This is a genomic window from Mesorhizobium sp. WSM4844, from assembly GCF_055811775.1.
Genome location: NZ_JBVVQB010000066.1, coordinates 1 through 25,975, shown reverse-complemented (window position 1 = coordinate 25,975; position 25,975 = coordinate 1). Strand labels below are relative to the sequence as shown.

Sequence of the window (25,975 nt, the reverse complement as noted above, 5' to 3'; positions counted from 1 at the left end):
GAAATTAGTTCACAGTCTAGCTAAAAAGACTTTCACTCAAGTGGATTTGTCCGCCAACCTCATATCCCTTCGCCGGCAAGTTCTTCGGAAAGCGTGCCGACCTGATCCTGGGCACTGCGCATCATCGGATAGATGCTGAGCACGCGCTGCCAGGCTTCCAGCGCCGACTGCTTGTGGCCGGTTACCGCCATGATCTGCGCCAGGCCGGACAGCGCGCCAAAATGGCGCGGCTCGAGCTGCAGCGTGCGGTCGATGTCCGCCATCGATTTCCCAAAGTTATTCATCATGAAATGTACGGTGGCGCGCCGGTTCCAGCCTTCGGCATAGGCCGGTTGCAACGTCACCACCTGGTCGAGGAAGTCGAGCGCCACGTCGAACTTCTTGTCTTCGGCCGCCTTTTGCGACCATTGCATCATCAGGTCGATCGAGGCGCTGCCGGATTGCGACCACTCGTGCGAGATGCGCGCCGCGATGCGCTCGGCGGCTTTTTCATTGCGCTCGCGCTTCAGGTCGACAAACAGCTGGTCGAGCCTTTCCTCCCTGGTCGCGGCAACCGGAGGGGTGACCGGGTCTTCCGCTTGAGCCGGAAGCGGGGCGACACCGAAAAGAAAAAGCGCCGCGAAGAATGCAAAATGAATCCGCATGACCGGAATCTAACCCCGGACAGCGGATCGTCAAACTGAATTTAGCGTGAAAGGGCCGGCAGGCCGGTATTAGAGCGCCGCGCTCCCTTTTGGACGCGTAAAGGACGCTCCAGCATTTTGAATTCCTGGCATCGTACCTTCCGAAAATCGATTCCGATTTTTGGGTCGATGCGGTACATCATGCAGGCGCGGAGGCAGGCGCCCCCAACGCGAAAAGACTCAGCCCTGGCGCGCCTTGTAGCGCGGAGCGGTCTTGTTGATGATGTACACGCGGCCCTTGCGGCGAACCAACTGGTTGTCGCGGTGACGCGCCTTGAGCGCCTTGAGCGAATTCTTGATCTTCATGGTCTTGCCCGTCGGTCTGGGCCCGCTTGGGCCGAATTATTAAGGCGCGCTCGGAAAGCGCGCCTCTCAACTTGTGCGTGGCTCATAAACGAGGAGCCTTGCCCGTGTCAACCAAGCATGTGGCGGAGTTTGAGTTTCTGCCCTGTCGACGGCATTAATGCATGTCGCGTAAAAGTGTGCTGCGGTTTTGCGATAACGACATGCATAAAACAACAACCTAAAGCGCGTCGCGTGAGGCCGGTCAAATGCGACGCGCTTTAGAGCGGCGCCGTCGAATAGCCTCAACGGCAGCGGCTCATTCGCGTAAAATGGCCCATCTTGCGGCCGGGGCGTGCCTCGGCCTTGCCATAGAGATGCAGCATCAGATCGGGCTCGGCGAGCAGGGCCGGGATGCGCAGGATATCGTCGCCGACCAGGTTTTCCATGACGCAGTCAAAATGGCGGCCAGGATTTCCCAGCGGCAGGCCGGCGACGGCGCGAATGTGCTGCTCGAACTGCGAGACGATGCAGGCGGCTTCCGTCCAGTGGCCGGAATTGTGAACGCGCGGCGCGATCTCATTGGCCAGCAGCGCGCCGTCGGCAAGGACAAAGAACTCGATGCCGATGACGCCGACATAGTCGAGCGCGGCAAGTATTTCTGCTGCCGCCGCCTGCGCTGCAGCGGCGGTTTCGGACCCTATCCTGGCCGGCAGGGTCGAGCTGTGCAGGATGCCGCTGCGGTGGACGTTTTCTGCCGGATCGTAGGCGGCGAGCGAACCGTCCATGCCGCGCGCCGCGATCACCGAAATCTCGCGTTCGAAGGCGACGAAGGATTCGAGGATCAGCGGCACGTTGCCCATCGCCTCGCAGGTGCCGGCAAAGCCCCCCGTTTCCATATTGCGGAAGACGCGCTGGCCCTTGCCGTCATAGCCCATGCGTCGCGTCTTCAATATGCCGCTGCCGTTGAACTTTTTCAGCGCCGCCGTCAATTCGTCGTCATTGTCGACGGGGCAGAAATCCGCGGTGGGAATGCCGATGCCGTTGAGGAACTTCTTCTCCGCCACCCGGTCCTGCGCTACTTCCAGCGCGCGCGCCGGCGGGTAGACCGGGACCGTGATGGCAAGCGCGCTGGCGGCCATGACCGGAACGTTCTCGAACTCGTAGGTGACGACGGCGCTGACTGCAGCCAGTTCGGCGAGCGCGGCCGTGTCGTCATAAGCGGCAGTGATCTGCCGGTTGGCGACCTGTGCCGCCGGACAATCCGGCTGCGGCTCCAGCACGACCGTGCGGTAGCCGAGGCGCGCCGCGGCCATCGCCAGCATGCGGCCGAGCTGGCCTCCGCCGATGATGCCGATGGTCGATCCGGCGGCCAGGCTCATGGCGTGTCCGTGGGCTCGGCGGCGACCTTGGCGGTCTGGGCGGCGCGCCAGGCATCGAGCCGGGCGGCGAGCTTTTCGTCGGTCAGCGCCAGCACGGCCGCAGCCAGAAGGGCGGCATTGGTGGCGCCCGCCTTGCCGATGGCCAGCGTGCCGACCGGAATGCCGGCCGGCATCTGCACGATGGAGAGCAGCGAGTCCTGTCCGGAAAGCGCCTTCGATTCCACCGGCACGCCAAAAACCGGGAGCGGCGTCATCGCCGCCGTCATGCCGGGCAGGTGTGCCGCACCGCCGGCGCCGGCGATGATCACCCGAAAGCCGGCCGCCTTGGCGCCCTTGGCGAAGTCATAGAGCCGGTCGGGGGTGCGATGAGCCGAGACGATCAGCCGCTTGTGCGGGATGCCCAGCGCCTCCAGCGTTTCGGCGGCGTGGCGCATCGTCGCCCAGTCGGACTGGCTGCCCATGATGATGGCGACGTCGGCACGTTGATCGTCCAAGCTTCTGCTCCCGGCGGCAAAGGCGCGCCTTAGCGGAATTCGGGTCCGACGGCAAGGATGCGCTGCCTCTGCGCAAGCGTTCTGGCGCGAGGCGCCATCATTACCTAATCCGGCCAGCGCAAGGCGCCGGCGCTATCCTTGCGGGCCGACTTCATCGCATCCGCCGGACGCTCGGCGGCGCTCAACACGGCCCGCAGGCGTTCGGCGACGATTTCCGCCTCGCCGGGATGGAGATTGCACGGGTCGAGGAAGAAATGCCCGCGCTCGACCTCGTGGTTGCGCACGATAATGGGAGGCGAAACGGCCGCCAGCGCCGAGGCAAGGCCGGCGGCGGTGAATCCGCTTTCGGGCGCAACAAACACCTGCAGGCGGTCGAGCGGATTGCCGGTCGGATCGGGAATGACATGCGCGGCGATGCCCGGCATGCCCTGCAATGCGTCCTTCCACAGATCGAGCGCCGCTTCTTCCCGCTTGCGGATGCCGGCATGATCGCGCCGCTCCCAGGCCTCCAGTGCGGCCATGGCGCCGGCAATGCTTTCCTTGCCGACCTTCATCGCCCGCGCAACGCCACGGTTCTGCAGATAGGCGGCGCGCACCAGATCCTTTCGCCCGGTGACGATGCCGCTTGTCGGTCCCGAGAGAAATTTGTGTCCGCTGTAGACGACGATGTCGGCGCCGCGTGCGAGAAAGCCGCGCAAATCGTATTCAGAGGCGGCGTCGACGATCACCGGGACGCCCTTGGCGTGGCAGATCTCGCAGAACTCCTCGAGCGAGAGCATGCCGTATTGCACCGTGTGATGGGCAACGACATAGAGGCCTGCTGCGGTGCGGTCGCGGATCGCCTCGCGCACATGATAATCCTGCGTCACGCTGACCGTACCGGCCGGTACGGTCCTTGCCCCGGCGAGCCGGATCGACTGGTCGATCGGCGCGCCGTAATTGACGATGTGGCCGAGCTGGACGATGACCTCGGACTTGAGGCCCTCGGTGTCGTCCGGTAGCCGCTCGATCGCCAGAAGGTTGGTGCCGGTCATCGTGCCGGCAATCGCCATGGTGATGCCGCTGGCGCAGCACGCCGTGACGAAGCCGGCCTCGCCGCCGGTGAGGCGTGCGACGATCGTGCTTGCGGCGCGCTGCAGATCGTCCATCTCCACCCATTGCGAGGCGATTTCCGACATGGCGGCGATCGCTTCCGGGACGATGATCGAGGCGCCGAGCGCCGTCATCGTGCCGGAGACATTGATGATCGGGCGAAGGCCGAGCCGTTCGCGGATTGTCGTGTTGGAGCCGTTTGCGGAATAGGTTTTCATCTCTGGAGGTCCCATTGGTAGATTTCAGGCGGCGATCTCGACGACCGCCTCGATTTCCACGGTGATGTTGCCCGGCAGGGAGCCGACACCGATCGCCGAACGGGCGTGCCCGCCGATACTATCAAAGACAGCGGCGAAAAGATCGGAACAGCCATTCACCACCTGCGGATGGTCGCTGAAGGTCGGGATCGCGTTGACGAAGCCAAGCAGCTTGACGACACGCACGATACGGCCGAGGTCGCCTGCCGCAGCGTGCATGACGGCGAGCAGGTTCAGGCCGGTGAGACGGGCATGCTTATAGGCCTCTTCAACCGTGACGTCCTCGCCGACCTTGCCGGTGCAAAGCGTGCCGTCGGCGCGCAACGGGCCTTGGCCGGAGAGGAAGATCAGCCGTCCGCTTTCGGCATGGGTGACGAAGTTGGCGATCGGCGTCGGCGGCTCGGGCAGCGTCAGGCCCAATTCGGCGAGCCGGATGTAAGGCGTCATGAAAAGGCTCCTTGCGACAGCTTTCGCCGTCCGATGTCAGAATTGCGAGGCACGAAACCGCGCCAGGAAACTGCGGAGACGCTCATTGTCGATCTCCGCGCCCAGAATCTCGGCGGGCGGGCCTGCGGCGCTGACGCCGCCATCTGCCATGAAGATGATGCGGCTCGAGGCATCGCGGGCAAAGGCCATCTCGTGCGTGACCATCACCATCGTCATGCCGTCCTCGGCCAGGCTGCGTACGACCTCGAGCACCTCGCCGACGAGTTCCGGGTCGAGCGCGGAGGTTATCTCGTCGAGAAGCAGGATTTTCGGCTCCATCGCCACCGCGCGGGCAATGCCGACGCGCTGCTGCTGGCCGCCGGAAAGCTCGGCCGGCAGGCTGTCGGCCTTGTGGGCAAGGCCGACCCGGCCGAGCCAGTGCTCGGCAATGGCGCGGGCCTCGGTACTGCTCTTGCCGCGCACCTTGCGCAGGCCAAGCATGATGTTGCCGGCCGCCGTCAGATGCGGAAACAGATTGAAACTCTGGAACACCATCCCGGTTTCGGCCCGCATCTTCGCCAGGTCACGCTCGCTGCGGCGCTGGCGTGTTCCCGTGTCGCGGAAGCCGACCTCCTTGCCGTCGATGCGGATGGAGCCGCTGTCGTAGCTCTCCAGGAAGTTGACGCAGCGCAGCAGCGTGGTCTTGCCGCTGCCGGAAGGCCCGATGACAGTCACCACCTCGCCGCGCGTCACCTGCAGGCTGACGGAGCGCAGGACCGCGACGGATCCAAAGGATTTGGAAACCTCGGAGACATCGAGAAGCGCCGGATTGGCGGGCGTGGCGATGGGCATCTTGCTATTCCCGGATGAAGGAGAAACGCCGCTCCAACCGTCGGCTGGCCAGGGAGAGCGCGTAATTGACGGCGAAGTAGATGACCGCGCCGAGGATGTAGAGCGGCATCGCTTCGTAGGTGCGGCCGATGACCTGGTTGATGGCATGCATCAGGTCGGTGATGCCGAGCAGCGAGACCAGCGCGCTGCCCTTCACCGCATCGGTGACGCCATTGATCCATGGCGGCAGGAAACGCCTGAACGCTTGCGGGAAGATGACGTAGGCCAGTCGCTGGCGAAAGGTCAGCCCGATCGCCATCGCCGCTTCGGACTGCCCCTTCGGTATGGAACCGACCGCACCGCGCAGATACTCGATGACCTGCGCCGTCTTGAACAGGGTGAGCGCCAGCACGGCTGCCCAGAAGGATTCCAGATGGAGGCCGACGGCAGGCAGGCCGTAATAGACGAAGAAGATGAGCACCAGGATCGGAATGCCGCGAATGGTATCGCTGAAAATGCGCACTGCCCAGCGCAGCGGAGCCGGGCCATAGACAAGGCCGACGCCCATCATCACGCCGGCGACGAGCGACAACACCACGACCAGCAGCGACACCCATAGCGTCACGGCAAAACCCTGGGCCAGGAAGGGCAAGGCATAGGCGATCTGGCCAAGCATCCTAGTGCGCCGCCCTGAACCGGCGCTCGACAAGCCGAAGTGCAAAAAGAAGCGCGTAGCCGGTCAAGAGATACATTGCCGTCACCACAAGGTAGACCTCGACGATGCGGAAGGTGTTGAAGTTGATCCACTGGGCGCCGTAGGTGAGTTCGGGCACCGAAATGACCGACGCAACGGACGTGTCCTTGAACAGCGACAGGAACGTGTTGGAAAGCGCGGGCAGCGTTATGCGCAGCATCGTCGGCAGGCGCACATGGACCAGCCTTTGCCATGGCGTCAGGCCGATCGCCTTGCCGGCGTCGAGCTGTCCGCGCGGAACCGCTTCGAGCCCCGAGCGGAACACCTCGACCAGATAAGCGCCGCTATAGAGCGACAGCGTGGCGATGAACGAGGTCTGCGCGCTGTAGGCGATGTCGACCACCGTCGGCAGGCCGTAGAAGACGAGATAGACGAGCAGGATCAGCGGCACGTTGCGGATGAACTCGACATAGGCGGCGATGACGGTCCGCACCGCACGCCCGGCCGACACGTACCAGACCGCCAGAAGCAGTCCGATGAGGATGCCGATCGCGATGGAGATCACGGCCAGCTCGAGGCTGAGCAGTAGTCCGCCCCAAAGCTTGTCGAAATGCCGCCAGATCAGGTTGAAGTTTAGGGTATAGCCCATGTGTCCCTGTCATTATCGAGGGCTGTCGACAATAAGCAGGCGGAAGGGCGCGGCCCTTCCGCCGGCTTGCATCAGATGACCGGGAAGCCGGGATGGCGCGCCGGCGGCTCCTGTCCGAAATAGTCCTTGAATGCAGCGTCGTAGAGCGCCGTCTCATGGCCGAACATGGCGGTGGTGAAGGTTGTGTTGACGAAGGTCAGCCAGTCGGGGTCGCCTTGCCGAAGCGCGGCGCCGTAAAGCATCGAGAACCAGCTCTTGCCGGCATCGAAGTATTTGTCCGGATTGCGCGAGGCGAGCCATCGAACCGTCGACAGATCGACGGCGGCGGCGTCGACGCGTTTCGATTCCAGTGCCTGCAGCACGTTGGCCTGCGTGTCTATCTGCATCACCTGCGACTCCGGCAGGACGATGTGCACATTTGCCTCGGCATCGACATTCTGCAGGATGGAAACCCGCGTCGCCGAACCGCCGGCAAGCAGCTTGTCGAAGGTCTTGTTTTCGGCGTTCGGAAGGGTCAGCAAGGCGATGCCTTCGACGTAATAGGGCCGGGAGAAGTGGATCAGCTGCGAGCGCTGGGCGGTCATGGTCATGAACTGGATCGAAATGTCGACCTTATTGGTGGTCACGTTCGGAATGCGCTGGGCCGGATCCTGCATGACGAACTCGACCTTGGTCGTATCGTCGAAAAGTCCCTTGGCAAGAATGCGCCCCATGGTGATGTCCATGCCGACCAGTTCGCCGGCATCGTTTTCAAAGTGCCAGGGCGCGTTGGTGCTGCCGGTGCCGACGATCACCTTGCCGCGATCGAGAACGGTGCGCAGCAGGCTGTCCGGCGCCGCCTGCGCCGCCGCCTTCTGAACATCGACTGTTGTCGCTGCGCCCACCACTCCGGCCGTTGCAAGCCCGGCCAGTTTCAGAAAATCACGTCTTTTGGATGTGTCGTTCACGGCGACCTCCTTTTCGTGTTGTGTTCCCCTTTGCCGATACATGCATCGGTAATCTGCTGGATTGTCTCTTACAAAAGACACATGTATCCTGTACGAGACAGATACTAACACCAGGAATCAGCAATGCAAGATGGCAATGGCTTGGCAGTTCGGCCGGACGCTGGTCCGGACGAAGACAGGATTGCGGGCTCCCGCGAGAAGGGTCTCAACCGCGTGCTCCATATCCTGGAGTTTCTTCATGCGAACCAGCGAGCGATCGGGATTGGTGATCTCGCCAAGGGAGTGAATGCGCCGCGCTCGACGATCTACACGCTTGTGCGCTCGCTCGTGGATGCGGGCCTGCTGGAAATGGCCGGCGACGGCAATCGCGTCTATTTCGGGAAGAAGCTTTATCTCTACGGAATGGACTATGTGCGCGGCAACGACCTGCTCAGGCGAGGGCGTCAGGAAGTCGACAATCTTTCGCGCGAGACAGGCGAGACCTCCGAATTGTGCATGCTGCAAAACGGCCGCTACACGATTGTCCATTCAAGCCCGGGCACCAGGCCGTTCCGGATCAGTTCGGCCACGGGTCTGCAGATACCGCTTCCCTGGACCGCTTCCGGGCGCCTGCTTCTCGCCGGTTTCGAACGGGCGGTGATCGAAGACATGGTGTCCGAAGACGATCTCGTCCTGCCGGATGGCCGCAGATTGCTGCTGGACGACTTCATAGAAGATATCGCTACGGCCGGGGCTGCCGGCTACTGTGTGACCTCCGGTCTTGTCGACGCCTATACAAAGTGCCTTGCCGCGCCGGTCTTTTCAGCTGCCGGCAAGGTCGAGGCGACGATATGCCTGGTGGTTCCCATCGACACTTCCGAGGAAAAGACCGGCGATCTCATCGCCCTGCTGCGCGAACGCGCCGCGAGGCTTTCGATCACGGGATGAGCAGGATTTGTCGCGACCGTAAGTGGGATTCGCTCACGCGATGATGTCGGGGATGATCCGGTCTTCCAGCGCCATCAGCCGGTCTTTCAGGAAGAGCTTTTTCTTCTTCATGCGCTGGATCTGCAGAGGGTCGCAGCCCATGGCGATCATCGCGTTGATCGCCGCGTCGAAATCGGCGTGTTCTTGCTTCAGCCGAGAATATTCGAGGCGGATATCGGCCTGTTCCTGTTCGGACATTATTTACCGTCTGCACGTCTGCGGCGCCCAAAAATGGGCCTGATTGGGCGAGGCCGGAGGTATCTTGCACCGGCGCGCAGCCAATACCACATTTCGTATTGTCGTGGAATGCTACCACGCAGCATTCGACATCGGTGCCCGATAGTGGCACACTGTCATTATGCCGTCACAGAAGCGAAATTGCGGTGGGACGCGCCTTGACGGCTGCAATCGAGGAAACCATGAAAGGGAGAACCAATCATGTCTCTTGCATCCCATCTTGATGAGCTGCAGCGGAAACACGGCGACATCGAACGCGAAATCGATGATGCGATGAACCATCCATCGGTCGACGACCTCGAAATCGTGAATCTCAAGCGGCGCAAGCTGGCGCTCAAGGACGAGATTGAGAAATTGAAGGCGAAGCCGAAACCCACCACGCACTGACGCTCATCTACGGCGCTGCGCGTCCTTTGGACGCGCAAAGGGCGCTGTCGTGCTTCTGATTTTGGCGCATGATCCTTTTCCGAAAATCCTTTCGGTTTCGGGGTCATGCAGGGACAGTGCGCGCTTTGCCCGACCATCTTCTCCGGTGGCAACCAATGCCGCCGGAGCGTTTCCTTGTTTGTCCGGCGGTTCGATTTGACAGGTTTGCCTGCCTGTCGCCATTGACAAGCCATCTTTGCTCCTCCACCTCATGCCGGGACCTTCTATAGCGCCGCGCCTCCTTTCGGACGCGCAATGGACGCTGTATTTTGATTTTTGCGCAGATTGTTTCCGGAAACCGATTCCGGAATTCGGCGCTAACAAAGGGCAGCCGGCCATGACCGGATATTTTTCTTCACCCTTCTCGCGCCGCACGTCTGTCGGTGTCGACGTCGGCGGCGTGATGGTCGGCGGGGGCGCCCCTGTCGTCGTTCAGTCGATGACCAACACCGACACCGCCGATGTCGACCAGACCGTCGCTCAAGTTGCGGCGCTGCATCGCGCCGGGTCCGAGATCGTGCGCATCACCGTCGACCGCGACGAGAGTGCCGCCGCCGTGCCCGCCATCCGCGAGCGGCTCGAACGGCTCGGCATCAATGTGCCGCTGGTCGGCGATTTCCACTATATCGGCCACAAGCTGCTCGCCGACCACCCGGCTTGCGCCGAGGCGCTGGCCAAATACCGCATCAATCCCGGCAATGTCGGATTCAAGGACAAGAAGGACCGGCAGTTCGCAGCTATCGTCGAGATGGCGATCCGTCACGACAAGCCGGTGCGCATCGGCGTCAATTGGGGGTCGCTCGACCAGGAGCTTTTGACCAGGCTGATGGACGACAACCAGCGCCAGGGCTTTCCGCTGACCGCGCAGGAGGTAACGCGCGAGGCGATCGTGCAGTCGGCGATCCTTTCGGCCGACATGGCCGAGGAGATCGGCCTTGGCCGCGAGAAGATCATCCTGTCGGCCAAGGTCAGCGGCGTGCAGGATCTGATCGCGGTCTACACCGAGCTTGCCACCCGCTCCAACCACGCGCTGCATCTCGGCCTCACAGAGGCCGGCATGGGTTCGAAAGGCATCGTCGCCTCGTCCGCGGCGATGGGCATTCTTCTCCAGCAAGGCATTGGCGACACGATCCGCATCTCGCTGACGCCGGAGCCGAACGGCGACCGCACCCGCGAGGTGCAAGTGTCGCAGGAACTCCTGCAGACCATGGGGTTTCGGCAGTTCGTACCGATCGTCGCCGCCTGCCCCGGCTGCGGCCGCACCACCTCGACCGTGTTCCAGGAACTCGCGCAGGATATCCAGGCGGATCTGCGCAAGAACATGCCGGTGTGGCGTGAAAAATATCCCGGCGTCGAAAACCTCAAAGTCGCGGTGATGGGCTGCATCGTCAACGGTCCAGGTGAATCCAAGCATGCCGATATCGGCATTTCGCTGCCCGGCACCGGCGAGACGCCGACGGCGCCGGTATTCGTCGACGGCAGGAAGGCGGCGACGCTGCGCGGCCCTTCGATCGCCGCCGACTTCGAGAAAATGGTCGCCGACTATATCGAGCAGCGGTTTGGGCAACCTGGCAAGGCAGCGGCGGAGTAGGTCGATGCGGCGCTTCCCCTGGGCGACGCCGATTTTGCTTGGTGGATTGGTTTTGCTTGGTGGGCTGGGCTGGGCGACAGCCGTCCACGCCGATCCGCCGCGTCCCGCCAAGCAGCGGCTGCTCGACCGGGTTTGCAATCTGATCGAGGCGCATGCCGATCAAAACGGCCTGCCCAAGGATTTCTTTGCCCGGCTGATCTGGAAGGAAAGCCGCTTCGATCCCAATGCGGTCAGTCCGGTCGGCGCCGAAGGCATAGCCCAGTTCATGCCGGGCACCGCCAAGATACGCGGTCTCGCCAATTCCTTCGATATCGAGCAGGCCATCCCGGCCTCGGCAAAATATCTCGCCGAGATGAAAACCGGCTTCGGCAATCTGGGCCTGGCCGCCGCCGCCTACAATGCCGGCGAAAGCCGGGTGTCGCGCTGGCTGAGTTCCGGCGGCTTCCTGCCGATGGAGACCGAAAACTACGTTCTGGACATCATGGGCGAGCCGGCCGACAGGTTCACCGACACCGCCTATGCCGGCAGCATCCAGCCGCTCGACAAGAAAGCGAGCTTCGCGGTCGCCTGCCGAAAACTGCCGGTCATCAAGTCCCAAACCGTGGCCATGGCGTCGATCAACATCAAGCCGTGGGGCGTGCAGGTGGCCGGCAATTTCCGCCGCGCCGCGGCGCTCAATCAATGGACTGGCGTGAAGCGCCGGTTTCCGGCCTTGCTCAAGGGCCATGATCCGGTGGTCAGCCGGGTGCGCTCGCCGATCGGCAGGCGCGGGATTTATGCTGTCCGCATCGGCGCCGACTCCAAAGCCAAGGCCGACAACATCTGCCGGAAACTGCAAAGCGTCGGCGGTGCATGCATTGTGGTGCGGAATCGGTGATGGGGTATGCTCCGACTCCAGCCATAGGCCCACGATGACCGACCGTCTCTATAGCGATCCCGACCTTGTCCAGTTCTATGATCTCGAGAACGATGGCGGCGTGGATTTCGATTATTGCGTCGGCTTCGCCAAAGATGCCGGCTCGGTTCTCGATCTCGGCTGCGGCACCGGGCAGTTGGCTGCCGCGCTCGCCGATCGGCGCAGCGTGACCGGCGTCGATCCCGCGCCGGCGATGCTCGATATCGCGCGCCGCAGAGCTGGCGGGCAGAGGGTCGACTGGGTCGAGGCCGATGCGCGCAACGTCCGGCTCGGACGACGCTTCGATCTGGTGCTTTTGACCGGGCACGCTTTCCAGGTGTTCCTCACGGCAGAAGATCGAGAGGCGGTGCTTGCCACGATCGCCGCTCATCTGGCGCCCGATGGGCGCTTCATCTTCGACACGCGAAATCCAGTCGCGCAGGAATGGCTCGAGTGGACGCCGGAACGGTCGCAACGGGAACTCAGTTATCCCGAATTGGGCACGGTAAGAGCGTGGAACGATTTCCGCCACGATTCCGCTACCGGTGTCGTCACTTACTCGACCCATTACGAAATGCCCGGCAGCGGACGCGTGCTCAGCGTCGAATCGAAAATCGCCTTCCCGACAAAGGAAAGCCTTGCGCAGATGCTGGATCGGGCCGGGCTGGTCGTCGAAGAATGGCTCGGCAACTGGCGTGGCGAGCCATACGCTCCAACATCGCCAGAAATCATTCCGATCGGCCGGCTGCGCTAGCCCGGACGTTGCTTCGCCTTGAGCGTTTTCCCATTCCTTGACGTGACCGATTGAGCGTACGGATAAGCCAAAGACACCACCGCCCAATTGCGGCGCTGCGCTGACGACGTGCCCACTGATGCACGTCGTGAGCATCTCGCAGGTTTACGTGTTCTGAACTCATGGCACCTCCTCGCCAGCATTTTGCATGCTGAAGAGGAAAACATATTATGGTTCGCATCTGCTGATAATCGGTGATAGTTTCCGTTCATCTGTGACGAATTGGAATAGATATCATCGACCGGCAAGAGACGATGGGTGTGTACCTGGCAGTTGTCGAGGAAGGCGACTTCTCGGCAGCGGCACGCCGGCTGCGGATGACACCTTCGGCCGTCAGCAAAATCATCGGTCGGCTTGAGTCCCGCCTTGGCGTGCGCTTGCTGCAGCGCTCGACGCGGCGCATCAGCTTGACGGCGGAAGGCAGCACCTATGCCGAAAGCGCTCGCCGCATCCTGAACGACATCAAAGAGGCTGAAATCGCGGTTCAACCCGGAGCAGAACCGCGCGGCCGGCTGCGCGTCAGTCTTCCGAGCGCCTTCGGCCATCGCTTGATCGTGCCGATGTTGCCAGTTTTCATCGATCGCTACCCGGCCGTCGAGCTCGAGCTGATGTTCACAGATGCGATTGTCGACCTGTTGGCTGAGGAAACCGACGTCGCCGTGCGCGTTGCCGCACACAGCGATTCGAGGCTGGTGGTGCGGCGGCTGGCGCCGAATCGCCGTGTCATTTGCGCATCACCTCGATATCTCGGAAGACATGGCATGCCGACAACGCCAGACGACCTTCAAGGTCATGTCTGTCTTGGCGTCACAGCACGCGGCGGTCTCAATATCTGGGAGTTCGATGGCCCGGACGGTCTGCAAAGCATGCGTATCCGCAGCCCGATAGAGGCCAACAGCACCGAAGCGCTACGCCGGCTTGCGCTCGCCGGTATAGGCATCATCCGCATGTCGGAGATATTGGTCGGGCCGGATATCAAGGCAGGCAGACTGACCGCGCTGCTCACCGGATACAATCATCCTGACGGAGCGCCAATCTGCGCGGTCTATCCGCCTGGCCGAATTCTGTCGCCGCGCGTGCGCGTGTTCGTGGATTTCCTGGCCGAACAGTTCGCCAACCCTCCTTGGCTACACGGCGCGCCATAGTACGGGAGTACAGCTTGGAATAGCGTCAGCTGTTGCGGGCCGCCACGAATTCCGCTGCCTGCTTCAGAAGCACGGCGTCTTCGCCATAGGGACAAAGCAAGGCGTGGGCCTGGTCGACGAGGCCTTGAAGCTGGTCCCGCGCCCAGTTGGCGCCGTGCAGCGCCACCAGCGTCGCCTTGCCGGCGGCTGCGTCCTTGCCGGTCGCCTTGCCCATCTGGCGTGCATCCGCCGTCAGATCGAGCAGGTCGTCGGTAAGTTGAAAGGCAAGCCCGATCGCCGAACCGAATTCCGCCAGTCTTTCACGGTCGGCCGCCGGCGCGCCGGCAACAATTGCGCCCGCCTCGCAGGCGAAGCGGATCAATGCGCCGGTCTTCATCGCCTGAAGCCGGATGATGCCGGCTTCCTCCGGCCGGTTACGCTCGGCTTCGAGATCGAGCATCTGGCCGCCGACCATGCCGCCGGCTCCGGCGGCGCGGGCCAGCGCCAGCACCAGCGCCGCCCGCCGTTCGGCCGGCAGCATTGTCGCTTCGTCGGCAATGATGTCGAAGGCGAGCGCCAGCAAGGCGTCGCCGGCGAGGATGGCGGTCGCCTCGTCGAAGGCCTTGTGAACGGTCGGCTGGCCTCGGCGCAGATCGTCGTCGTCCATGGCCGGCAGATCGTCATGGATCAGCGAATAGCAATGCACGCATTCGAGCGCCGCCGCCACGCGCAGCGCCGCCTCGCCGTCGGCGGAAAACAGCGCGGCGCTTTCCATGACCAGGAATGGGCGCAGGCGCTTGCCGCCATTCAGCACGCCGTGGCGCATCGCCTCCATCAGACGCTGCGGCCGCGCGATCTCGCCTGAAAGCGGGCGGTCGTCGAGCAACCGCCTGAGCAGCGCCTCGATCGGCCCTGTGCGTGCGAGAAGCGCTGCCTCGAACGGTATTTGATCGTCTTTCGCCATGCCGGGGACGGGTAGCCGACACTCAGACGTTGCGCAAGAAGCCAAGCGCCATTATGCCGGGGGCAGGGAGCAGCATGGATTGAGCGGCTTGGCGGAACCGATCGTCGATCACGAAACCGAAGGGCTGGACATGGTGAGGCCGAAACGCGGCAATCGCATCGGTCTCAAACGCTGGCCTCGGCACTGGGTCCGGCGCGGTATCACCATCGCCGTGGTGCTGGCGCTGATGCCGGTGGTGTTGACCTTTCTGTATCTGCCGCCGTTCGTGCATCCGGTATCGACACTGATGCTGAAGGATCTGGCAACGTTTTCCGGCTATGACCGGCGCTGGGTCTCGATCGACGATGTTGCGCCGGCGCTGGCGCATTCGGTCATCATGTCGGAGGACGGGCAGTTCTGTTTCCATCGCGGCATCGACCTTGGCGAGTTGAGGGGCGTCGTCGACGACGCGCTGGCCGGCGAGATGACGCGCGGCGCCTCGACCATCACCATGCAGAGCGTCAAGAACCTCTATCTGTGGTCGCGGCCGCTGGGCTCGGTCCGGAAAGTCGTCGAGCTGCCGCTGGCTGTCTATGTCGATATGGTGATGTCGAAACGGCGTATCATGGAAATCTATCTCAATATCGCCGAATGGGGGCCGGGCATCTATGGCATCGAGGCCGCCGCCCAGCATCATTTCGGGGTTTCGGCAAAACGATTGTCGCGTCGCCAGGCGGCGCTGCTTGCCGTCACCCTGCCGAACCCGATCGCCCGCAACCCGGCGAAGCCCGGGCCGGGGCTGAGACGGCTGGCCTCGCTGATCGAGCGGCGCGCCGGTCGGTCCGGCGCCTATGTCGGCTGTCTGCGATAGCTTAAAAAAATTCGCGACGGCGCTGGCCAAAACGGCGCAGGGCGTGTATAGGCACCCGACTTTCTCAGATTCCGGCCCTGACGCGGCCCTTTCACGAGGGCAGCCGGGGCATTTTGACCATGTAGTGGAGCATATCCATGGCCGTACCGAAACGAAAAACCTCCCCGTCGAAGCGCGGCATGCGCCGCTCGGCCGATGCGCTGAAGGCCCCGACCTATGTCGAGGACAAGAATTCCGGCGAGATGCGCCGCCCGCACCATATCGACCTGAAGACCGGCATGTATCGCGGTCGCCAGGTTCTGGAGCCGAAGGAAAGCTGAGAACGCTTTCGACGGCTTGTGACTATTGAAGGACCGGCCATCGCGCCGGTCTTTCTGCGTTTTGCGCAGATGATCGCCCTCGAATTGTTGTCAAATATGCCAGCAGCCATGCCTATGGCAGCCGTACCGGCTGGTACTGTTATTTCGCACGGTCTTTGTCCGTGTTCGCGGTCGCATGCGAAAATTCTTGACGGCGAACGCCGAGCGCATACTAGAGAAGGCTGTCCAACCGGAGCCTTCTGATGTTCGGTGCCGTCCCGCTGCTGATCGTACCCTTCGTCCTCTATAATCTTGGGCTTCTGGGAATATTCGGCGGCGGCGACGATCCCTGGGCAATCCAAATGTTCTCGATCCGCATGATGTCGGGCGGAGTGTTCTCGATGACGCTCGGCGATCTGATCGTGCTGATCGGGCTGCTTCTCTTCTTCGTCGAAATCTTGAAATCGACGCGCACGACGAGCGTCTCGATCATGGACCACCTGTTGTCGACCTTCGTCTTCGTGGCGTTCCTGGTCGAGTTCCTGCTGGTGAAGGGCGCGGCGCACTCGGTTTTCTTCATTTTGATGGTCATCGCACTGGTCGATGTCCTGGCCGGCTTCTCAGTATCGATGCGAGCAGCCAGCCGCGACATAACCATGAGCTAATGCATGTCGCGCAAAGCATGCCTCGGGCTTGAACGAGGGTGCGCAGCGGTTTTGCTGTAACGACATGATAAAGGCGGTGAAGCAGCCGCCTCGTGCCGACGGCAGGACACGCCGGACCGCTATTTTTTCTTGGCGCGTGTCGGCTTCTTCACCGGAGCAGCCGGCGCATTGGCGAGGTCTTCCGCTTCCTTGGCAAGGCGGAGCGCCCTCAGCTTGTTGGTCTTTATCTGGCGGGCATCGCTCTCGGCGACATATTCCGCCATCGCCTTCTGACGAACCGTGGCGGCCTCTTCCTGCTTCTTGAAACGCAAATCGGCCCGCGCGCGGGCAGTATCCTTAGAGTTCTCAACCAAGGGCTTTTCCAATCCCGTAAATTATAGCTTTCAACGGCTTTAATAGCAGAGCCGCCCTGCGATGGGGGAAATAAGTTGGTCAGGCGCCGGCATCGCACCCGGCGCCCGCCACCTTTCGGGCGACAACCGCCTCGTATCCGGCCTGCAACGTCGCACGCACGGTGGCATCCGGCGGCGTGTCGGAAGGCGTGCCCAGATGTTCGTGGCGCAGTTCGTCCATGAACTTTTCCCACATCGGCGGGCCGCCCTTTTCCAGAAGCTCGGCGCGGATCGAGAGCTCCTCGCTGACCGGCAGCCAGACGCGACCCCAGGCGCCGAGATGCGCCAGGATCGGCACCAGCGTTATCGCCATTTCGGTCAGGCTGTAGATCGCCTTCTGCTTGTGGGTGGGATCGTCAGCCCTGGTCAGCATGCCGAGCGCCATCAGCCGCTTCAGCCGATCGGCGAGGATGTTGGAAGCGATGCCTTCCAGAGACCCGTTGAGCAGGTCGCGAAAGTGGCGTTTGCCGCCGAAAATCATGTCGCGAAGGATGATCAGGCTCCACCGGTCGCCGAACACTTCAAGCGACAGGTTGATCGGGCACCCAGACCGATGATCGATGCTCATGCGATTCTCCGATAGAAACCGGTTGCATTATCATATCAGTTTTATTATCTTGCAACTGATTGCGAAATGCAATCGGTCTTGCAGAGAGGAGACGGCGACCATGACCAACGCAGCGGAACCGGAAATCGTGTCGCAGACGTTTGGCGATCCCGCGCATCCGCCGATGCTGCTGATCATGGGCGCGATGGCTTCGATGCTCTGGTGGCCTGAGGCGTTCTGCCGGAAACTGGCCGGCAACGGCCTGTTCGTGATCCGCTATGACAATCGCGATACCGGCCGTTCGACCAAATATGCGCCGGGCGAACCGCCTTACACTTTCGACGACATGGTGGATGACGCCATTCGCGTCCTCGACAATCATGGCATCGCGAAAGCGCACGTCGTCGGCATGTCGATGGGCGGCATGATCGCGCAGCTTGTGGCGTTGAAATATCCGTCGCGGATCATCTCGCTAACGGCGATCAGCACTTCGCCAATCGGGATCGACACCTCGCATCTGCCAGGGACGAGCGATGCCTATATGAAGCATTCGGCCGAAGGCGCCAAGGTCGACTGGTCGGACAGAGCCCAGGTGGTCGACTACATCGTCAAGGACGCGCACGCGATCGCCGGCACCGCGCATCCCTTCGACGGCAAGCGGACGAGGGCCTTCGTCGAACAGGACTACGACCGGTCCGGCGGTTTTCAAAGCGCGACCAATCATTTCATGCTCAAGACCGGTGAAGATCGGGGCGGCGAGGATCGGGGCAGCGAGGATCGCAAGGGTAGCCTGCACGACTTGAAGGTTCCGCTCCTCGTCATCCACGGCACCGACGATCCGATCTTTCCGGTCGAGCATGGCGCCGCTCTGGCCGATGCAGTTGCCGGCGCGAGGCTTGTCCGCATTGAAGGCGGCGGCCACGAACTGCATCCCGACGATTGGGCCGCGATCGTTGATGCCATCGTCGCCCATAGCCAGGCCAGGTAAGCAGCGGGTCGAACCTTGACACACCATACAACCTGCGGGTGGAATGCGCGCGAGCGCCCCAGCCTGAGCCAAAGACCAGCAGAATCGGGAGGATATGATGAAACTCTACTGCGGCATCGGTCCGAATTCCTACCGCGTCCGCATCTTCATGGCTGAGAAAGGCATCGACGTTCCGCGGGTTGATGTCGATCTGACAAAAGGCGAGCACAAAACCCCGCAATTCCTTGAGCTCAACTCACTCGGCCAGATTCCCGTGCTCGTGCTCGATGGCGGGACGGTGATCACTGAAAGCATCGCCATCTGCCGCTATCTGGAGGCGCTTCATCCAACGCCGGCACTATTCGGCTCGGACGCGGTCAGCCAAGGCAAGGTCGAGATGTGGAACCGCCGCGCCGAGATCGAGATCTTCGGAACGATCGGCAGCATTGCGCTGCATTCCGATCCCATGTTTGCGGAGCGGCTTGTGCAGTTCCCGGCTTTCGCCGAAACCCAGCGCGAAGCCGTTCCGGCAAAGTGGGCGTGGCTTGACCGCGAGATCGCCGATGGCCGCCCGTTCATCGCGGGCGACCAGTACTCCGTCGCCGACATCACCGCCGCCGTCGCAGCGTGGCTTGGCGCCTTCTTCGGAGCCGACATCCCGGACTCGCTCGTCAATGTCCATCATTGGCTCGACCGCGTTCAGAAACGTCCAAGCTGGAACGCTTAGGCCGGTGTCTGACATTGTTTCAATGAGATGTGCGGCTCAGCGCCAGCACCTGGATCCAGAGGAGCTTCGCCATGCCTGTCTACTGGCAAAGATGCGACGGCGCAGCTCAGCTTCCGGGCGAGCCAAGCTGCTCGGCTTCCCAGAACTGGTCGAGCCAGATGTTGAGCTTCAGGAAGCCGGCACTGCTGACCGTATAGACGCGCCTTGTCCCTTCCGGCTTGGCGTTGACCAGCCCGGCGTCGAGCAGCACTTTCAGATGCTGCGAAACCGCCGGGCGCGAGACCGGCAACCCGGCGGCCAGTTCGTTGACGGTCTTCGGGCCGCGCCGAAGCTCTTCCAAGAGATGGCGCCGGTTGGGATCGGCAATCGCCATGAAGGCGTCGGAAAACATCATGCCTTATTTGTGAGGCAAAGTTTTCCAAATCTCAACCGTTGGTTTCAGGCTTTCTGCGCGGATCGAGCCGCAAGGCTTCCGGCGTGATCGAGCGCTCAGCCGGTTGCGTCTTGAAGGCGTCGCGGTCTTCGATTGGCACCGGTGCGCGCCGGCTGATGCGCAGCAGCGTATAGCCTGCCAGGCAAAGATGCGCGAGGGCCGTTGCAAGGAACAGGCTTTCCGGACGCATCCAGCCCATCAGGCCGGCGGCCAGCAGCGGCCCGATCATCGTGCCGAAACCATAGAGCAGCAGCAGGCCGCCGGACACTTTGACAAAATCCTCCGCCCGGGCGTGGTCGTTGGCATGGGCCACGGCGATCGAATAAAGCGTGTAGGCAAAGGCCCCGTAGGCGGCGGTGCAGACGATGACGAAGACGCCGGAGCGCGGCTCGAACAGGAACAGCGCGATGGCGAACAGCGCCGCGCCGAAGGCCAGGCCCGCCAGCACAAAGCGGCGGTCAGTCTTGTCGGAGAGACGCCCGGCCGGAAGTTGCATGGCGGCGCCGGCGACGACCACCAGGCTCATCATCAGCGCGATCTCCGCCGTGGAAATGCCGATGCGGGCGCCATAGACGGCGCCAAGCGTGCCCCAGGCGCCGTTGGCGACGCCGATCAGAACGCAGGCGATCGCCGACACCGGCGAATTGACATAGAGCCCCTTGACGTCGAGCGAGACGTCCTGCAGCGGCTTGGGATGCGAAGCCGTCGACACTGCGGTCGGAATGAGCGACAGGCAGAACAGGATACCGGTGATCATGAACAGCGAGGCCGACTTCACATCACCGCCGGCAACGATCATCTGGCCGCCCATGATCGAGGCATAGGTGACCATCATGTAAAGCCCGAAGACGGCGCCGCGGTTCTCGTTGGTGGACTTCTCGTTCAGCCAGCTTTCGATGACCATGAAGGCGCCGGCCATGGTAAAACCGGTGAAGGCGCGCAGCAGGATCCAGACATATTCGTCGATGATCAGCCCGGTGAGCAGTGCGACGATGGCGCCGCATGCCGCAAAGGCGCCAAACGCGCGTACGTGACCGGCGCGGCGCACCAGGCGCGGCGCAAAGAAGCAGCCGGTGACGAAGCCGCCGGCCCAGGCGGTGCCCATCAGGCCGAGCGACGCGGTCGAGAAACCTTCCAACTGGCCGCGCAGCGGCAACAGCAGCCCGTGCAGCCCGGTCGCCGCCAGTAGGAAAGCGGTGCCGCGAAGCAGCGAGAGGATCGGTCGGTAGCTTGCAAACATCATTTAGCTGATCCGGCTGGAATCTAGGGATGGTCTGAAGACAGCCGCATTCGAGCTTTTCGGCGGCGGGCGATTCGGCTCTGGAAACTATTCGCGGCGAAACAGCGCCTCGGCCGCTGATTTGGTGGTGCCCTTGGTCTTGAGCTCGGCTTCGAGGCGGGCGATCTCGTCGCGCAAGATGCCGATCCGCTCGGACAGTTCATCGACGGAAAGCAGCGACAGATCCTGCCCGATCTCATGCGAGCGCGCTTTCTTTTTGGGTTCGTCGTCGAAGATCGCCATCGTCGCTCCTCGCTCATGCGCAAAAATTAAATTGCTGCCTTGCGCGTCCAATCGAACGCCCGGCGCTGCAGTGGCCATTTGCCTGATTTGGCAATGAGCATACATAGGGCAGGGGCATGGATGCAAACAGTCGGCAATAAAACCGGCAAGTCGGCAAGAAACTGGCGAAGCGAGACGGGAAAAATTCATGGCGAGCGGACAGGACAAGATTCCGGCGAAGATGACGGCCATCGCGATCTCGGAACCCGGCGGACCGCGGGTTCTGAAACCGGAAACGCGCGACGTGCCCGTGCCCGGACCTGGCGAAATCCTGATCCGGGTGCGCGCCGCCGGTATCAACCGGCCGGATGTGCAGCAACGCAAGGGCGTCTACCCGCCGCCGCCTGGTGCGTCGGACCTGCCGGGCCTCGAAGCATCAGGCGAAGTTGCCGCTCTTGGCGACGAGATATCGCGCTGGCGCGTCGGCGACCGGGTCTGCGCGCTGACGCCCGGCGGCGGCTATGCCGAATACGTCAAGGTGCATGCCGGCAGCGTGCTGCCGTTGCCCGCCGGCTTTACCCACACCGAAGCGGCGGCGGTACCGGAAAACTACTTCACCGTCTGGCATAATGTCTTCGAACGCGGCGCCCTGAAGAGCGGCGAGACGCTGCTCGTGCATGGCGGCTCGTCCGGGATCGGCACCACGGCGATCCAGCTCGCCTCGGCCTTCCGCGCCCATGTCATTACCACTGCCGGCAGCCAGGAGAAGTGTGACGCCTGTCTGAAGCTCGGCGCCGACCGGGCGATCAACTACCGCGAGGAGGACTTCGTCGCGGCGGTCAAGGACGCGACCGGCGGCAAGGGCGCCAACGTCATCCTCGACATGGTCGCCGGCGACTATGTGGCGCGAAACTACGAGGCCGCGGCGGTGGAAGGTCGCATCATCCAGATCGCCACGCAGAGCGGGGCGGTGGCAAGCACCGACTTCTCGAAGATGATGGCCAAGCGGCTCACCCACACCGGCTCGATGCTGCGGCCGCGCACCGTCGAATTCAAGGCGGCGATCGCCGCAGCGCTGGAGGCGCAGGTGTGGCCGCTGCTCGGCACCCGCAAGGTAGCACCGGTCATGGACATGATCTTTCCGCTCAGGGAGGCGTGGCGGGCGCATGAGCGGATGGAGGACGGCGACCACATCGGCAAGATCGTGCTCGATGTCGGCTGACGGTCGGCAAGCAAGCTGAACAAAACCTTAATTGCGCAATGCAACAAACGCATTGCCGCCATGCAAAAGCGTCTGTTCAACTTTTCATCAGCGGTGCCTATTTGAGCGGCATCGAAACGATGGAGGACTACCATGAACCCGATCCGTGCTTTCCGTAACTGGCGCATGTACAATGAAACCGTGCGCGAACTGAACCGCTTGAACGCCCGCGAGCTCAACGACCTCGGCATCAACCGTGGTGACATCGAGAGGATCGCCCGCAAGACGCTTTGATCCGCCAAGCAAGAGCCGAGGCAGGCGGATTTCCCGCCGTCGGTTCCGAGCCCGCTGGACCAGTCCGGCGGGTTTTGTCGTTTTGAAGTCCGAGGCAACAGCAGCGGCTGCTTTGATGGCCACTATCCAGATCCGAATACAACTCGACCGCAATCTGCGGTTGACTCCAGTTTCAGCGTGGGCATTTTGATCGCGCGGGACTAGGTCAGAGGGTGGGAGCGCTGATCCGGGCCAGTAGCGTGCTGACTCTGAAACAGGCTTGGGCCCATGTTCGACGATCTGACGGACAAGATCTACGAGGCGGCTTTCGTGCCGGAGCTTTGGGGGAAGACGCTCGAATCTGCCGGCAGTATTTCTGGCTCGGCCACTGGCGCCATCTTCCTGTTCAGCGCCGATTCTCCGGTCCGCGGCAGATTGAGTGACGTTTCTTCGGGCAACGCCATCCGATCCTTGTTTGACGAATTTGTCGCCAGCGACGCCTGGAAATTCTCTGACGCCACCCAGCGTATGTGCAGCATGCAGCCGGCGAGCTTCGTTCAGGTCGAAGATTTCCTGACAGCCGAAGAGGTCGAAAACGATCCTGTGCGGGTAAAACTGAGAGCGGCCGGTATCGGCGCGCACGTTTGTTCGGCAGTTGCGATGCCGAGCGGCGAACTCGTCACTTTCGTCTTTCAACGGTGGATGAAGGATGGCACCTACGATCGGGCGTCGGTCGATCGGCTGGATCAGCTTCGCCCGCATTTCGCGCGGGCCGGCATGGTCTCGGCGCGATTGGGGTTGGAACAGGCCAGGGCGACCGTCTCGGCACTCGAGACCATCGGGCTGCCGGCCGCGGTCATGACTGCATCGGGACGCGTGCTGACGGCCAACGGCCTGCTGGAAGAAATGACCGAGATATTTCTGCCAACCGCCTATGGCGGCATGGCGATCGCCAATGCCTCCGCCAATGCGCTTTTCCAGCAGGCCATCCTCGAGAACCGCAACGATTTCGCGGTCCGATCCATTCCTGTTGCCGCGAACGAAAGCCGGCCGGCTCTGGTCATCCATCTTTTGCCGCTGCGCCGCGCCGCACATGACATTTTCACCGGCGCGGACATCCTGGTTGCTGCAACGGAAGTAAGGGCCAGTGCCGTCGTGCCTTCACCAATCCTCCTCGCGGGCCTGTTCGACCTGACGCCCTCCGAGGCACGTCTGGCCGCCGTGCTTTCGCAGGGACGACCCTTGAAAGATGCGGCATCCGACTTGAAGATCACCGTGAAGACCGGCCGGACCTATCTCGAACGGATTTTCGCCAAGACCGGGACAAGTCAGCAAAGCCAACTCGTCGCCTTGCTCAAGAGCACAGAACCGCTCAATCGCAGATGACGATCGGCCTAAAGCGCGTCGCGTTCGACCGGCCTCATGCGACGCGCTTAAGGTTGTTGTTTTTATGCATGTCGTTATCGCAAAACCGCTGCACACTTTTGCGCGACATGCATTAAATCGGTGGAAAGGCCGTCTATTTGTCGCTTCAATGGCTAAGCGCGGCAAAACCAATCGCTATCAAGGCGCCTCCCAGCACGATATCCATGTGCTTGCGGAAACGGTTGTAGAATTTGCGCATGGCTGGCTGGGAAATAGCCAGGCCGACAAGGCCAAACCAGGCGATTGCAATGGCAAAAACCAGCGCTACCACGGATATCTGGATTGGCCCGCGCGTATTCAAGCTCAGCGCAGAGGATGCAAAAAACAATGCGGTGGCCGGATTTGCCGCCGCCGTGACAAACCCCAGCCGGAAGTACCGAACGATTGAAACCGGCTTCGGCTCGTCGGCGCCGATCGTGATCGACAGCGCCCGCCGCATCGAATTCCAGCCGATGAAGACCAGCATTGCGCCGTAAAGGCTGGCGGCTATCTGGTGCGCAATGCCCCCCGGCGGCAGCGCGGCGGCGCCCGTCGCGACGACCATCGCCAGCGAACTCGCGCCCAAGGCAATGCCGGCAGCTGCCGAAAGCGCTGTAGTACGCGAAGCGGTTAGCCCGGCCTGCGCGACGACAGCAAAATTGGCGCCCGGCAGCATTGCCAGAAGCGCATAGGAAATGGCGAACGGAAACAACCCCGCCGCGACAGCGTGCCCGGTTTCCAACATCGATCAGCCCACATCGGCGGCGGCTTGCTCTCCCAAAGCAGGTCGCCGCTACCGGAGCGAAATGTGGATGAAACATGTTCCCACTAACAGTCGGCAAATGCCGACAGAAGGACGTTTTGTTGCCCGGGCTAGCGGCCGCCGCCGCTGAGCGGCTCACCGAAGGCGCGATGCTGAAGCCGACAAGGCTGCCTTGACAGGTTCGATATCTCCCGCCATCTCGCGACCACCTTCCAAAAACGTTGCGGAACGGCAACGGAGCGGCTATATAAACCGCGATTTTCCCATTTTGGTGGCTCTAAAACCACCGCCCGCGCGGGAACGCGGGCGAACGAGAAGGATATTTGCAATGGCCAATACGCTGCTGATGCCCAAGGCGACCGCCGTCTGGCTGGTCGACAACACCGCGCTGTCCTTCGAGCAGATCGCGCAGTTCTGCGGACTGCATCCGCTCGAGGTCAAGGCGATCGCCGACGGCGAATCGGCGCAAGGCATCAAGGGCATGGACCCGATCATGACCGGCCAGCTGAGCCGCGACGAGATCGCACGCGCCGAGAAGGATCCGAACCATCGGCTGAAGCTGTCAGACCCCAAGGTGCGGGTGCCGGAATCCAAGCGCAAGGGTCCGCGCTACACGCCGCTGTCGAAGCGCCAGGACCGGCCCAACGCCATCCTCTGGCTGGTGCGCAACCATCCCGAGTTGAAGGACGCGCAGATCGCGCGCCTCGTCGGCACCACCAAGTCGACGATCGACCAGATCCGCGACAGAAAGCACTGGAACTCAGCCAACCTGCAGCCGATGGATCCGGTGACGCTGGGGCTCGCCTCGCAGATCGACCTCGACATGGAAGTCAACCGCGCCTCGCGTGGCCGCGAACAGGCACAGCCGGCCGGCGACACGCTGCTGCCGGCGGCATTGACCGAGCGCCTCGTGCCGGCGCCGGAGAAGCCAAGGGACGAGGATGCGGAACTCGACGCCAACGCCGTCTTCGCCAAGCTCTCGGCGCTGAAGTCGAAGGACGAGGACAAGGACGACGAGGAGGGCTGAGGCGCCTCTTCCTTCTCCCCTTGTGGGAGAAGGTGGATCGGCGCGCAGCGCTGAGACGGAAGAGGGGTGTTGGAAGAAATGAGGCGTCGGCGTTCCCTGGAACAGCCCTCATCCGGCCGCGGAGCCTGTCCTCGGGCTTGCCGGAGGCAAGACCCGTGGGCGGCCACCTTCTCCCACAAGGAGGGCTTTGCAC

General features: G+C 62.5%; 33 protein-coding genes. 15 read left to right on the top strand and 18 right to left on the bottom strand.

The window, feature by feature from the left end; genetic code table 11:
* Nucleotides 1-59 precede the first annotated feature (59 nt).
* From AC0L2A_RS31495 to AC0L2A_RS31450, 10 genes are all read right to left on the bottom strand, one after another.
* Nucleotides 60-644, bottom strand: coding sequence for a tetratricopeptide repeat protein (locus AC0L2A_RS31495; protein ID WP_473585402.1), 585 nt, complete (start codon nucleotides 642-644; stop codon nucleotides 60-62).
* A gap of 219 nt (nucleotides 645-863) precedes the next feature.
* Nucleotides 864-989: a type B 50S ribosomal protein L36 gene (ykgO, locus tag AC0L2A_RS31490; RefSeq protein ID WP_006327841.1), complete on the bottom strand. Its 126-nt coding sequence runs from the start codon at nucleotides 987-989 to the stop codon at nucleotides 864-866.
* Between the two features lie 281 nt (nucleotides 990-1,270).
* Entirely contained in the window at nucleotides 1,271-2,347 is a 1,077-nt protein-coding gene (locus AC0L2A_RS31485; RefSeq protein WP_473612113.1) for a 5-(carboxyamino)imidazole ribonucleotide synthase, read from the bottom strand.
* Nucleotides 2,344-2,841, bottom strand: a complete 498-nt coding sequence (gene purE, locus AC0L2A_RS31480; protein ID WP_091593328.1) for a 5-(carboxyamino)imidazole ribonucleotide mutase — start codon at nucleotides 2,839-2,841, stop codon at nucleotides 2,344-2,346. The genes AC0L2A_RS31485 and purE overlap by 4 nt, the downstream gene beginning before the upstream one ends.
* Nucleotides 2,842-2,945: 104 nt before the next feature.
* The gene (locus AC0L2A_RS31475) at nucleotides 2,946-4,151 is read right to left on the bottom strand and encodes an aminotransferase class V-fold PLP-dependent enzyme (protein ID WP_473612111.1); all 1,206 of its coding nucleotides are present in this window, start codon (nucleotides 4,149-4,151) and stop codon (nucleotides 2,946-2,948) included.
* A gap of 24 nt (nucleotides 4,152-4,175) precedes the next feature.
* The gene (locus AC0L2A_RS31470) at nucleotides 4,176-4,637 is read right to left on the bottom strand and encodes a RidA family protein (RefSeq protein ID WP_128245992.1); all 462 of its coding nucleotides are present in this window, start codon (nucleotides 4,635-4,637) and stop codon (nucleotides 4,176-4,178) included.
* Nucleotides 4,638-4,673: 36 nt separating this feature from the next.
* Nucleotides 4,674-5,468, bottom strand: coding sequence for an amino acid ABC transporter ATP-binding protein (locus AC0L2A_RS31465; protein ID WP_473612110.1), 795 nt, complete (start codon nucleotides 5,466-5,468; stop codon nucleotides 4,674-4,676).
* Between the two features lie 4 nt (nucleotides 5,469-5,472).
* Nucleotides 5,473-6,123 carry an amino acid ABC transporter permease gene (locus AC0L2A_RS31460; RefSeq protein ID WP_077380470.1) on the bottom strand — a complete coding sequence of 217 codons (651 nt, stop codon included), beginning with the start codon at nucleotides 6,121-6,123 and terminating at the stop codon, nucleotides 5,473-5,475.
* A gap of 1 nt (nucleotide 6,124) precedes the next feature.
* On the bottom strand, nucleotides 6,125-6,790 hold the full coding sequence (locus AC0L2A_RS31455; protein ID WP_023797032.1) for an amino acid ABC transporter permease: 666 nt from the start codon (nucleotides 6,788-6,790) through the stop codon (nucleotides 6,125-6,127).
* 71 nt (nucleotides 6,791-6,861) lie between these two features.
* A complete protein-coding gene (locus tag AC0L2A_RS31450; RefSeq protein WP_031254072.1) occupies nucleotides 6,862-7,737 on the bottom strand; it encodes a transporter substrate-binding domain-containing protein in 876 nt (291 codons plus the stop codon).
* Between the two features lie 123 nt (nucleotides 7,738-7,860).
* Here AC0L2A_RS31450 and AC0L2A_RS31445 point away from each other — a divergent pair, with 123 nt between their 5' ends.
* Nucleotides 7,861-8,664 (top strand): IclR family transcriptional regulator, encoded by an 804-nt coding sequence (locus AC0L2A_RS31445; protein ID WP_091593323.1) that lies wholly within the window; start codon nucleotides 7,861-7,863, stop codon nucleotides 8,662-8,664.
* A gap of 33 nt (nucleotides 8,665-8,697) precedes the next feature.
* Here AC0L2A_RS31445 and AC0L2A_RS31440 read toward each other — a convergent pair whose 3' ends face one another.
* Nucleotides 8,698-8,901 carry a YdcH family protein gene (locus AC0L2A_RS31440; protein WP_023797035.1) on the bottom strand — a complete coding sequence of 68 codons (204 nt, stop codon included), beginning with the start codon at nucleotides 8,899-8,901 and terminating at the stop codon, nucleotides 8,698-8,700.
* A 240-nt stretch (nucleotides 8,902-9,141) separates the two neighbouring features.
* Here AC0L2A_RS31440 and AC0L2A_RS31435 point away from each other — a divergent pair, with 240 nt between their 5' ends.
* From AC0L2A_RS31435 to AC0L2A_RS31415, 5 genes are all read left to right on the top strand, one after another.
* A complete protein-coding gene (locus tag AC0L2A_RS31435; protein ID WP_023797036.1) occupies nucleotides 9,142-9,327 on the top strand; it encodes a YdcH family protein in 186 nt (61 codons plus the stop codon).
* 376 nt (nucleotides 9,328-9,703) lie between these two features.
* Nucleotides 9,704-10,957 carry a flavodoxin-dependent (E)-4-hydroxy-3-methylbut-2-enyl-diphosphate synthase gene (gene ispG, locus AC0L2A_RS31430; protein WP_091593321.1) on the top strand — a complete coding sequence of 418 codons (1,254 nt, stop codon included), beginning with the start codon at nucleotides 9,704-9,706 and terminating at the stop codon, nucleotides 10,955-10,957.
* A gap of 4 nt (nucleotides 10,958-10,961) precedes the next feature.
* Nucleotides 10,962-11,834: a lytic transglycosylase domain-containing protein gene (locus AC0L2A_RS31425; RefSeq protein WP_473612109.1), complete on the top strand. Its 873-nt coding sequence runs from the start codon at nucleotides 10,962-10,964 to the stop codon at nucleotides 11,832-11,834.
* Between the two features lie 34 nt (nucleotides 11,835-11,868).
* Complete coding sequence (locus AC0L2A_RS31420; protein ID WP_473612108.1) at nucleotides 11,869-12,606, top strand: class I SAM-dependent methyltransferase; 738 nt, start codon at nucleotides 11,869-11,871, stop codon at nucleotides 12,604-12,606.
* 293 nt (nucleotides 12,607-12,899) lie between these two features.
* Nucleotides 12,900-13,790 (top strand): LysR family transcriptional regulator, encoded by an 891-nt coding sequence (locus tag AC0L2A_RS31415; protein ID WP_473612106.1) that lies wholly within the window; start codon nucleotides 12,900-12,902, stop codon nucleotides 13,788-13,790.
* Nucleotides 13,791-13,815: 25 nt separating this feature from the next.
* Here AC0L2A_RS31415 and AC0L2A_RS31410 read toward each other — a convergent pair whose 3' ends face one another.
* Nucleotides 13,816-14,733 carry a polyprenyl synthetase family protein gene (locus AC0L2A_RS31410; RefSeq protein WP_473612105.1) on the bottom strand — a complete coding sequence of 306 codons (918 nt, stop codon included), beginning with the start codon at nucleotides 14,731-14,733 and terminating at the stop codon, nucleotides 13,816-13,818.
* Between the two features lie 79 nt (nucleotides 14,734-14,812).
* Here AC0L2A_RS31410 and AC0L2A_RS31405 point away from each other — a divergent pair, with 79 nt between their 5' ends.
* From AC0L2A_RS31405 to AC0L2A_RS31395, 3 genes are all read left to right on the top strand, one after another.
* A complete protein-coding gene (locus AC0L2A_RS31405) occupies nucleotides 14,813-15,583 on the top strand; it encodes a biosynthetic peptidoglycan transglycosylase (protein ID WP_473612103.1) in 771 nt (256 codons plus the stop codon).
* A gap of 137 nt (nucleotides 15,584-15,720) precedes the next feature.
* Nucleotides 15,721-15,903 (top strand): 50S ribosomal protein L32, encoded by a 183-nt coding sequence (gene rpmF, locus AC0L2A_RS31400; protein ID WP_006203806.1) that lies wholly within the window; start codon nucleotides 15,721-15,723, stop codon nucleotides 15,901-15,903.
* 242 nt (nucleotides 15,904-16,145) lie between these two features.
* Nucleotides 16,146-16,547: a hypothetical protein gene (locus AC0L2A_RS31395; protein ID WP_473612102.1), complete on the top strand. Its 402-nt coding sequence runs from the start codon at nucleotides 16,146-16,148 to the stop codon at nucleotides 16,545-16,547.
* Nucleotides 16,548-16,666: 119 nt separating this feature from the next.
* On the opposite strand, the gene AC0L2A_RS31390 is transcribed toward AC0L2A_RS31395, so the two are convergent.
* Nucleotides 16,667-16,900, bottom strand: a complete 234-nt coding sequence (locus AC0L2A_RS31390) for a hypothetical protein (protein ID WP_023797044.1) — start codon at nucleotides 16,898-16,900, stop codon at nucleotides 16,667-16,669.
* Between the two features lie 79 nt (nucleotides 16,901-16,979).
* Complete coding sequence (locus AC0L2A_RS31385; protein WP_473612101.1) at nucleotides 16,980-17,507, bottom strand: winged helix-turn-helix transcriptional regulator; 528 nt, start codon at nucleotides 17,505-17,507, stop codon at nucleotides 16,980-16,982.
* 100 nt (nucleotides 17,508-17,607) lie between these two features.
* Between AC0L2A_RS31385 and AC0L2A_RS31380 the strand changes: the two genes are divergently transcribed.
* Both AC0L2A_RS31380 and AC0L2A_RS31375 read left to right on the top strand, forming a co-directional pair.
* Nucleotides 17,608-18,474 carry an alpha/beta fold hydrolase gene (locus AC0L2A_RS31380; RefSeq protein WP_473612100.1) on the top strand — a complete coding sequence of 289 codons (867 nt, stop codon included), beginning with the start codon at nucleotides 17,608-17,610 and terminating at the stop codon, nucleotides 18,472-18,474.
* 97 nt (nucleotides 18,475-18,571) lie between these two features.
* Nucleotides 18,572-19,180, top strand: a complete 609-nt coding sequence (locus tag AC0L2A_RS31375; protein WP_473612098.1) for a glutathione S-transferase family protein — start codon at nucleotides 18,572-18,574, stop codon at nucleotides 19,178-19,180.
* Nucleotides 19,181-19,286: 106 nt separating this feature from the next.
* Here the strand turns inward: AC0L2A_RS31375 and AC0L2A_RS31370 are convergent, their stop codons facing one another.
* From AC0L2A_RS31370 to AC0L2A_RS31360, 3 genes are all read right to left on the bottom strand, one after another.
* Nucleotides 19,287-19,574: an ArsR/SmtB family transcription factor gene (locus tag AC0L2A_RS31370; RefSeq protein ID WP_077380481.1), complete on the bottom strand. Its 288-nt coding sequence runs from the start codon at nucleotides 19,572-19,574 to the stop codon at nucleotides 19,287-19,289.
* 31 nt (nucleotides 19,575-19,605) lie between these two features.
* Entirely contained in the window at nucleotides 19,606-20,853 is a 1,248-nt protein-coding gene (locus AC0L2A_RS31365; protein ID WP_473612121.1) for an MFS transporter, read from the bottom strand.
* 87 nt (nucleotides 20,854-20,940) lie between these two features.
* Nucleotides 20,941-21,135, bottom strand: coding sequence for a DUF1192 domain-containing protein (locus AC0L2A_RS31360; protein ID WP_473512218.1), 195 nt, complete (start codon nucleotides 21,133-21,135; stop codon nucleotides 20,941-20,943).
* Between the two features lie 187 nt (nucleotides 21,136-21,322).
* Here AC0L2A_RS31360 and AC0L2A_RS31355 point away from each other — a divergent pair, with 187 nt between their 5' ends.
* From AC0L2A_RS31355 to AC0L2A_RS31345, 3 genes are all read left to right on the top strand, one after another.
* Nucleotides 21,323-22,336: an NAD(P)H-quinone oxidoreductase gene (locus AC0L2A_RS31355; RefSeq protein ID WP_473612097.1), complete on the top strand. Its 1,014-nt coding sequence runs from the start codon at nucleotides 21,323-21,325 to the stop codon at nucleotides 22,334-22,336.
* A gap of 132 nt (nucleotides 22,337-22,468) precedes the next feature.
* The gene (locus tag AC0L2A_RS31350; protein WP_023797054.1) at nucleotides 22,469-22,609 is read left to right on the top strand and encodes a DUF1127 domain-containing protein; all 141 of its coding nucleotides are present in this window, start codon (nucleotides 22,469-22,471) and stop codon (nucleotides 22,607-22,609) included.
* A 267-nt stretch (nucleotides 22,610-22,876) separates the two neighbouring features.
* Nucleotides 22,877-23,974 (top strand): helix-turn-helix transcriptional regulator, encoded by a 1,098-nt coding sequence (locus AC0L2A_RS31345; protein ID WP_473612095.1) that lies wholly within the window; start codon nucleotides 22,877-22,879, stop codon nucleotides 23,972-23,974.
* 145 nt (nucleotides 23,975-24,119) lie between these two features.
* On the opposite strand, the gene AC0L2A_RS31340 is transcribed toward AC0L2A_RS31345, so the two are convergent.
* The gene (locus AC0L2A_RS31340; protein ID WP_473612094.1) at nucleotides 24,120-24,737 is read right to left on the bottom strand and encodes a LysE family transporter; all 618 of its coding nucleotides are present in this window, start codon (nucleotides 24,735-24,737) and stop codon (nucleotides 24,120-24,122) included.
* Nucleotides 24,738-25,083: 346 nt separating this feature from the next.
* On the opposite strand from AC0L2A_RS31340, the gene AC0L2A_RS31335 reads away from it, so the two are divergent.
* The gene (locus AC0L2A_RS31335) at nucleotides 25,084-25,782 is read left to right on the top strand and encodes a DUF1013 domain-containing protein (protein WP_023797057.1); all 699 of its coding nucleotides are present in this window, start codon (nucleotides 25,084-25,086) and stop codon (nucleotides 25,780-25,782) included.
* The last annotated feature ends 193 nt before the right edge of the window (nucleotides 25,783-25,975 follow it).

Bases quoted from the DNA above. Each gene is read 5' to 3' on its own strand.
- AC0L2A_RS31495 (WP_473585402.1), bottom strand. From the start codon at position 644: ATGCGGATTCATTTTGCATTCTTCGCGGCGCTTTTTCTTTTCGGTGTC.
- ykgO (WP_006327841.1), bottom strand. From the start codon at position 989: ATGAAGATCAAGAATTCGCTCAAGGCGCTCAAGGCGCGTCACCGCGAC.
- AC0L2A_RS31485 (WP_473612113.1), bottom strand. From the start codon at position 2,347: ATGAGCCTGGCCGCCGGATCGACCATCGGCATCATCGGCGGAGGCCAG.
- AC0L2A_RS31475 (WP_473612111.1), bottom strand. From the start codon at position 4,151: ATGAAAACCTATTCCGCAAACGGCTCCAACACGACAATCCGCGAACGG.
- AC0L2A_RS31470 (WP_128245992.1), bottom strand. From the start codon at position 4,637: ATGACGCCTTACATCCGGCTCGCCGAATTGGGCCTGACGCTGCCCGAG.
- AC0L2A_RS31465 (WP_473612110.1), bottom strand. From the start codon at position 5,468: ATGCCCATCGCCACGCCCGCCAATCCGGCGCTTCTCGATGTCTCCGAG.
- AC0L2A_RS31460 (WP_077380470.1), bottom strand. From the start codon at position 6,123: ATGCTTGGCCAGATCGCCTATGCCTTGCCCTTCCTGGCCCAGGGTTTT.
- AC0L2A_RS31455 (WP_023797032.1), bottom strand. From the start codon at position 6,790: ATGGGCTATACCCTAAACTTCAACCTGATCTGGCGGCATTTCGACAAG.
- AC0L2A_RS31445 (WP_091593323.1), top strand. From the start codon at position 7,861: ATGCAAGATGGCAATGGCTTGGCAGTTCGGCCGGACGCTGGTCCGGAC.
- AC0L2A_RS31440 (WP_023797035.1), bottom strand. From the start codon at position 8,901: ATGTCCGAACAGGAACAGGCCGATATCCGCCTCGAATATTCTCGGCTG.
- AC0L2A_RS31435 (WP_023797036.1), top strand. From the start codon at position 9,142: ATGTCTCTTGCATCCCATCTTGATGAGCTGCAGCGGAAACACGGCGAC.
- ispG (WP_091593321.1), top strand. From the start codon at position 9,704: ATGACCGGATATTTTTCTTCACCCTTCTCGCGCCGCACGTCTGTCGGT.
- AC0L2A_RS31425 (WP_473612109.1), top strand. From the start codon at position 10,962: ATGCGGCGCTTCCCCTGGGCGACGCCGATTTTGCTTGGTGGATTGGTT.
- AC0L2A_RS31420 (WP_473612108.1), top strand. From the start codon at position 11,869: ATGACCGACCGTCTCTATAGCGATCCCGACCTTGTCCAGTTCTATGAT.
- AC0L2A_RS31415 (WP_473612106.1), top strand. From the start codon at position 12,900: ATGGGTGTGTACCTGGCAGTTGTCGAGGAAGGCGACTTCTCGGCAGCG.
- AC0L2A_RS31410 (WP_473612105.1), bottom strand. From the start codon at position 14,733: ATGGCGAAAGACGATCAAATACCGTTCGAGGCAGCGCTTCTCGCACGC.
- rpmF (WP_006203806.1), top strand. From the start codon at position 15,721: ATGGCCGTACCGAAACGAAAAACCTCCCCGTCGAAGCGCGGCATGCGC.
- AC0L2A_RS31395 (WP_473612102.1), top strand. From the start codon at position 16,146: ATGTTCGGTGCCGTCCCGCTGCTGATCGTACCCTTCGTCCTCTATAAT.
- AC0L2A_RS31385 (WP_473612101.1), bottom strand. From the start codon at position 17,507: ATGAGCATCGATCATCGGTCTGGGTGCCCGATCAACCTGTCGCTTGAA.
- AC0L2A_RS31380 (WP_473612100.1), top strand. From the start codon at position 17,608: ATGACCAACGCAGCGGAACCGGAAATCGTGTCGCAGACGTTTGGCGAT.
- AC0L2A_RS31375 (WP_473612098.1), top strand. From the start codon at position 18,572: ATGAAACTCTACTGCGGCATCGGTCCGAATTCCTACCGCGTCCGCATC.
- AC0L2A_RS31370 (WP_077380481.1), bottom strand. From the start codon at position 19,574: ATGATGTTTTCCGACGCCTTCATGGCGATTGCCGATCCCAACCGGCGC.
- AC0L2A_RS31365 (WP_473612121.1), bottom strand. From the start codon at position 20,853: ATGTTTGCAAGCTACCGACCGATCCTCTCGCTGCTTCGCGGCACCGCT.
- AC0L2A_RS31360 (WP_473512218.1), bottom strand. From the start codon at position 21,135: ATGGCGATCTTCGACGACGAACCCAAAAAGAAAGCGCGCTCGCATGAG.
- AC0L2A_RS31355 (WP_473612097.1), top strand. From the start codon at position 21,323: ATGGCGAGCGGACAGGACAAGATTCCGGCGAAGATGACGGCCATCGCG.
- AC0L2A_RS31350 (WP_023797054.1), top strand. From the start codon at position 22,469: ATGAACCCGATCCGTGCTTTCCGTAACTGGCGCATGTACAATGAAACC.
- AC0L2A_RS31345 (WP_473612095.1), top strand. From the start codon at position 22,877: ATGTTCGACGATCTGACGGACAAGATCTACGAGGCGGCTTTCGTGCCG.
- AC0L2A_RS31340 (WP_473612094.1), bottom strand. From the start codon at position 24,737: ATGTTGGAAACCGGGCACGCTGTCGCGGCGGGGTTGTTTCCGTTCGCC.
- AC0L2A_RS31335 (WP_023797057.1), top strand. From the start codon at position 25,084: ATGGCCAATACGCTGCTGATGCCCAAGGCGACCGCCGTCTGGCTGGTC.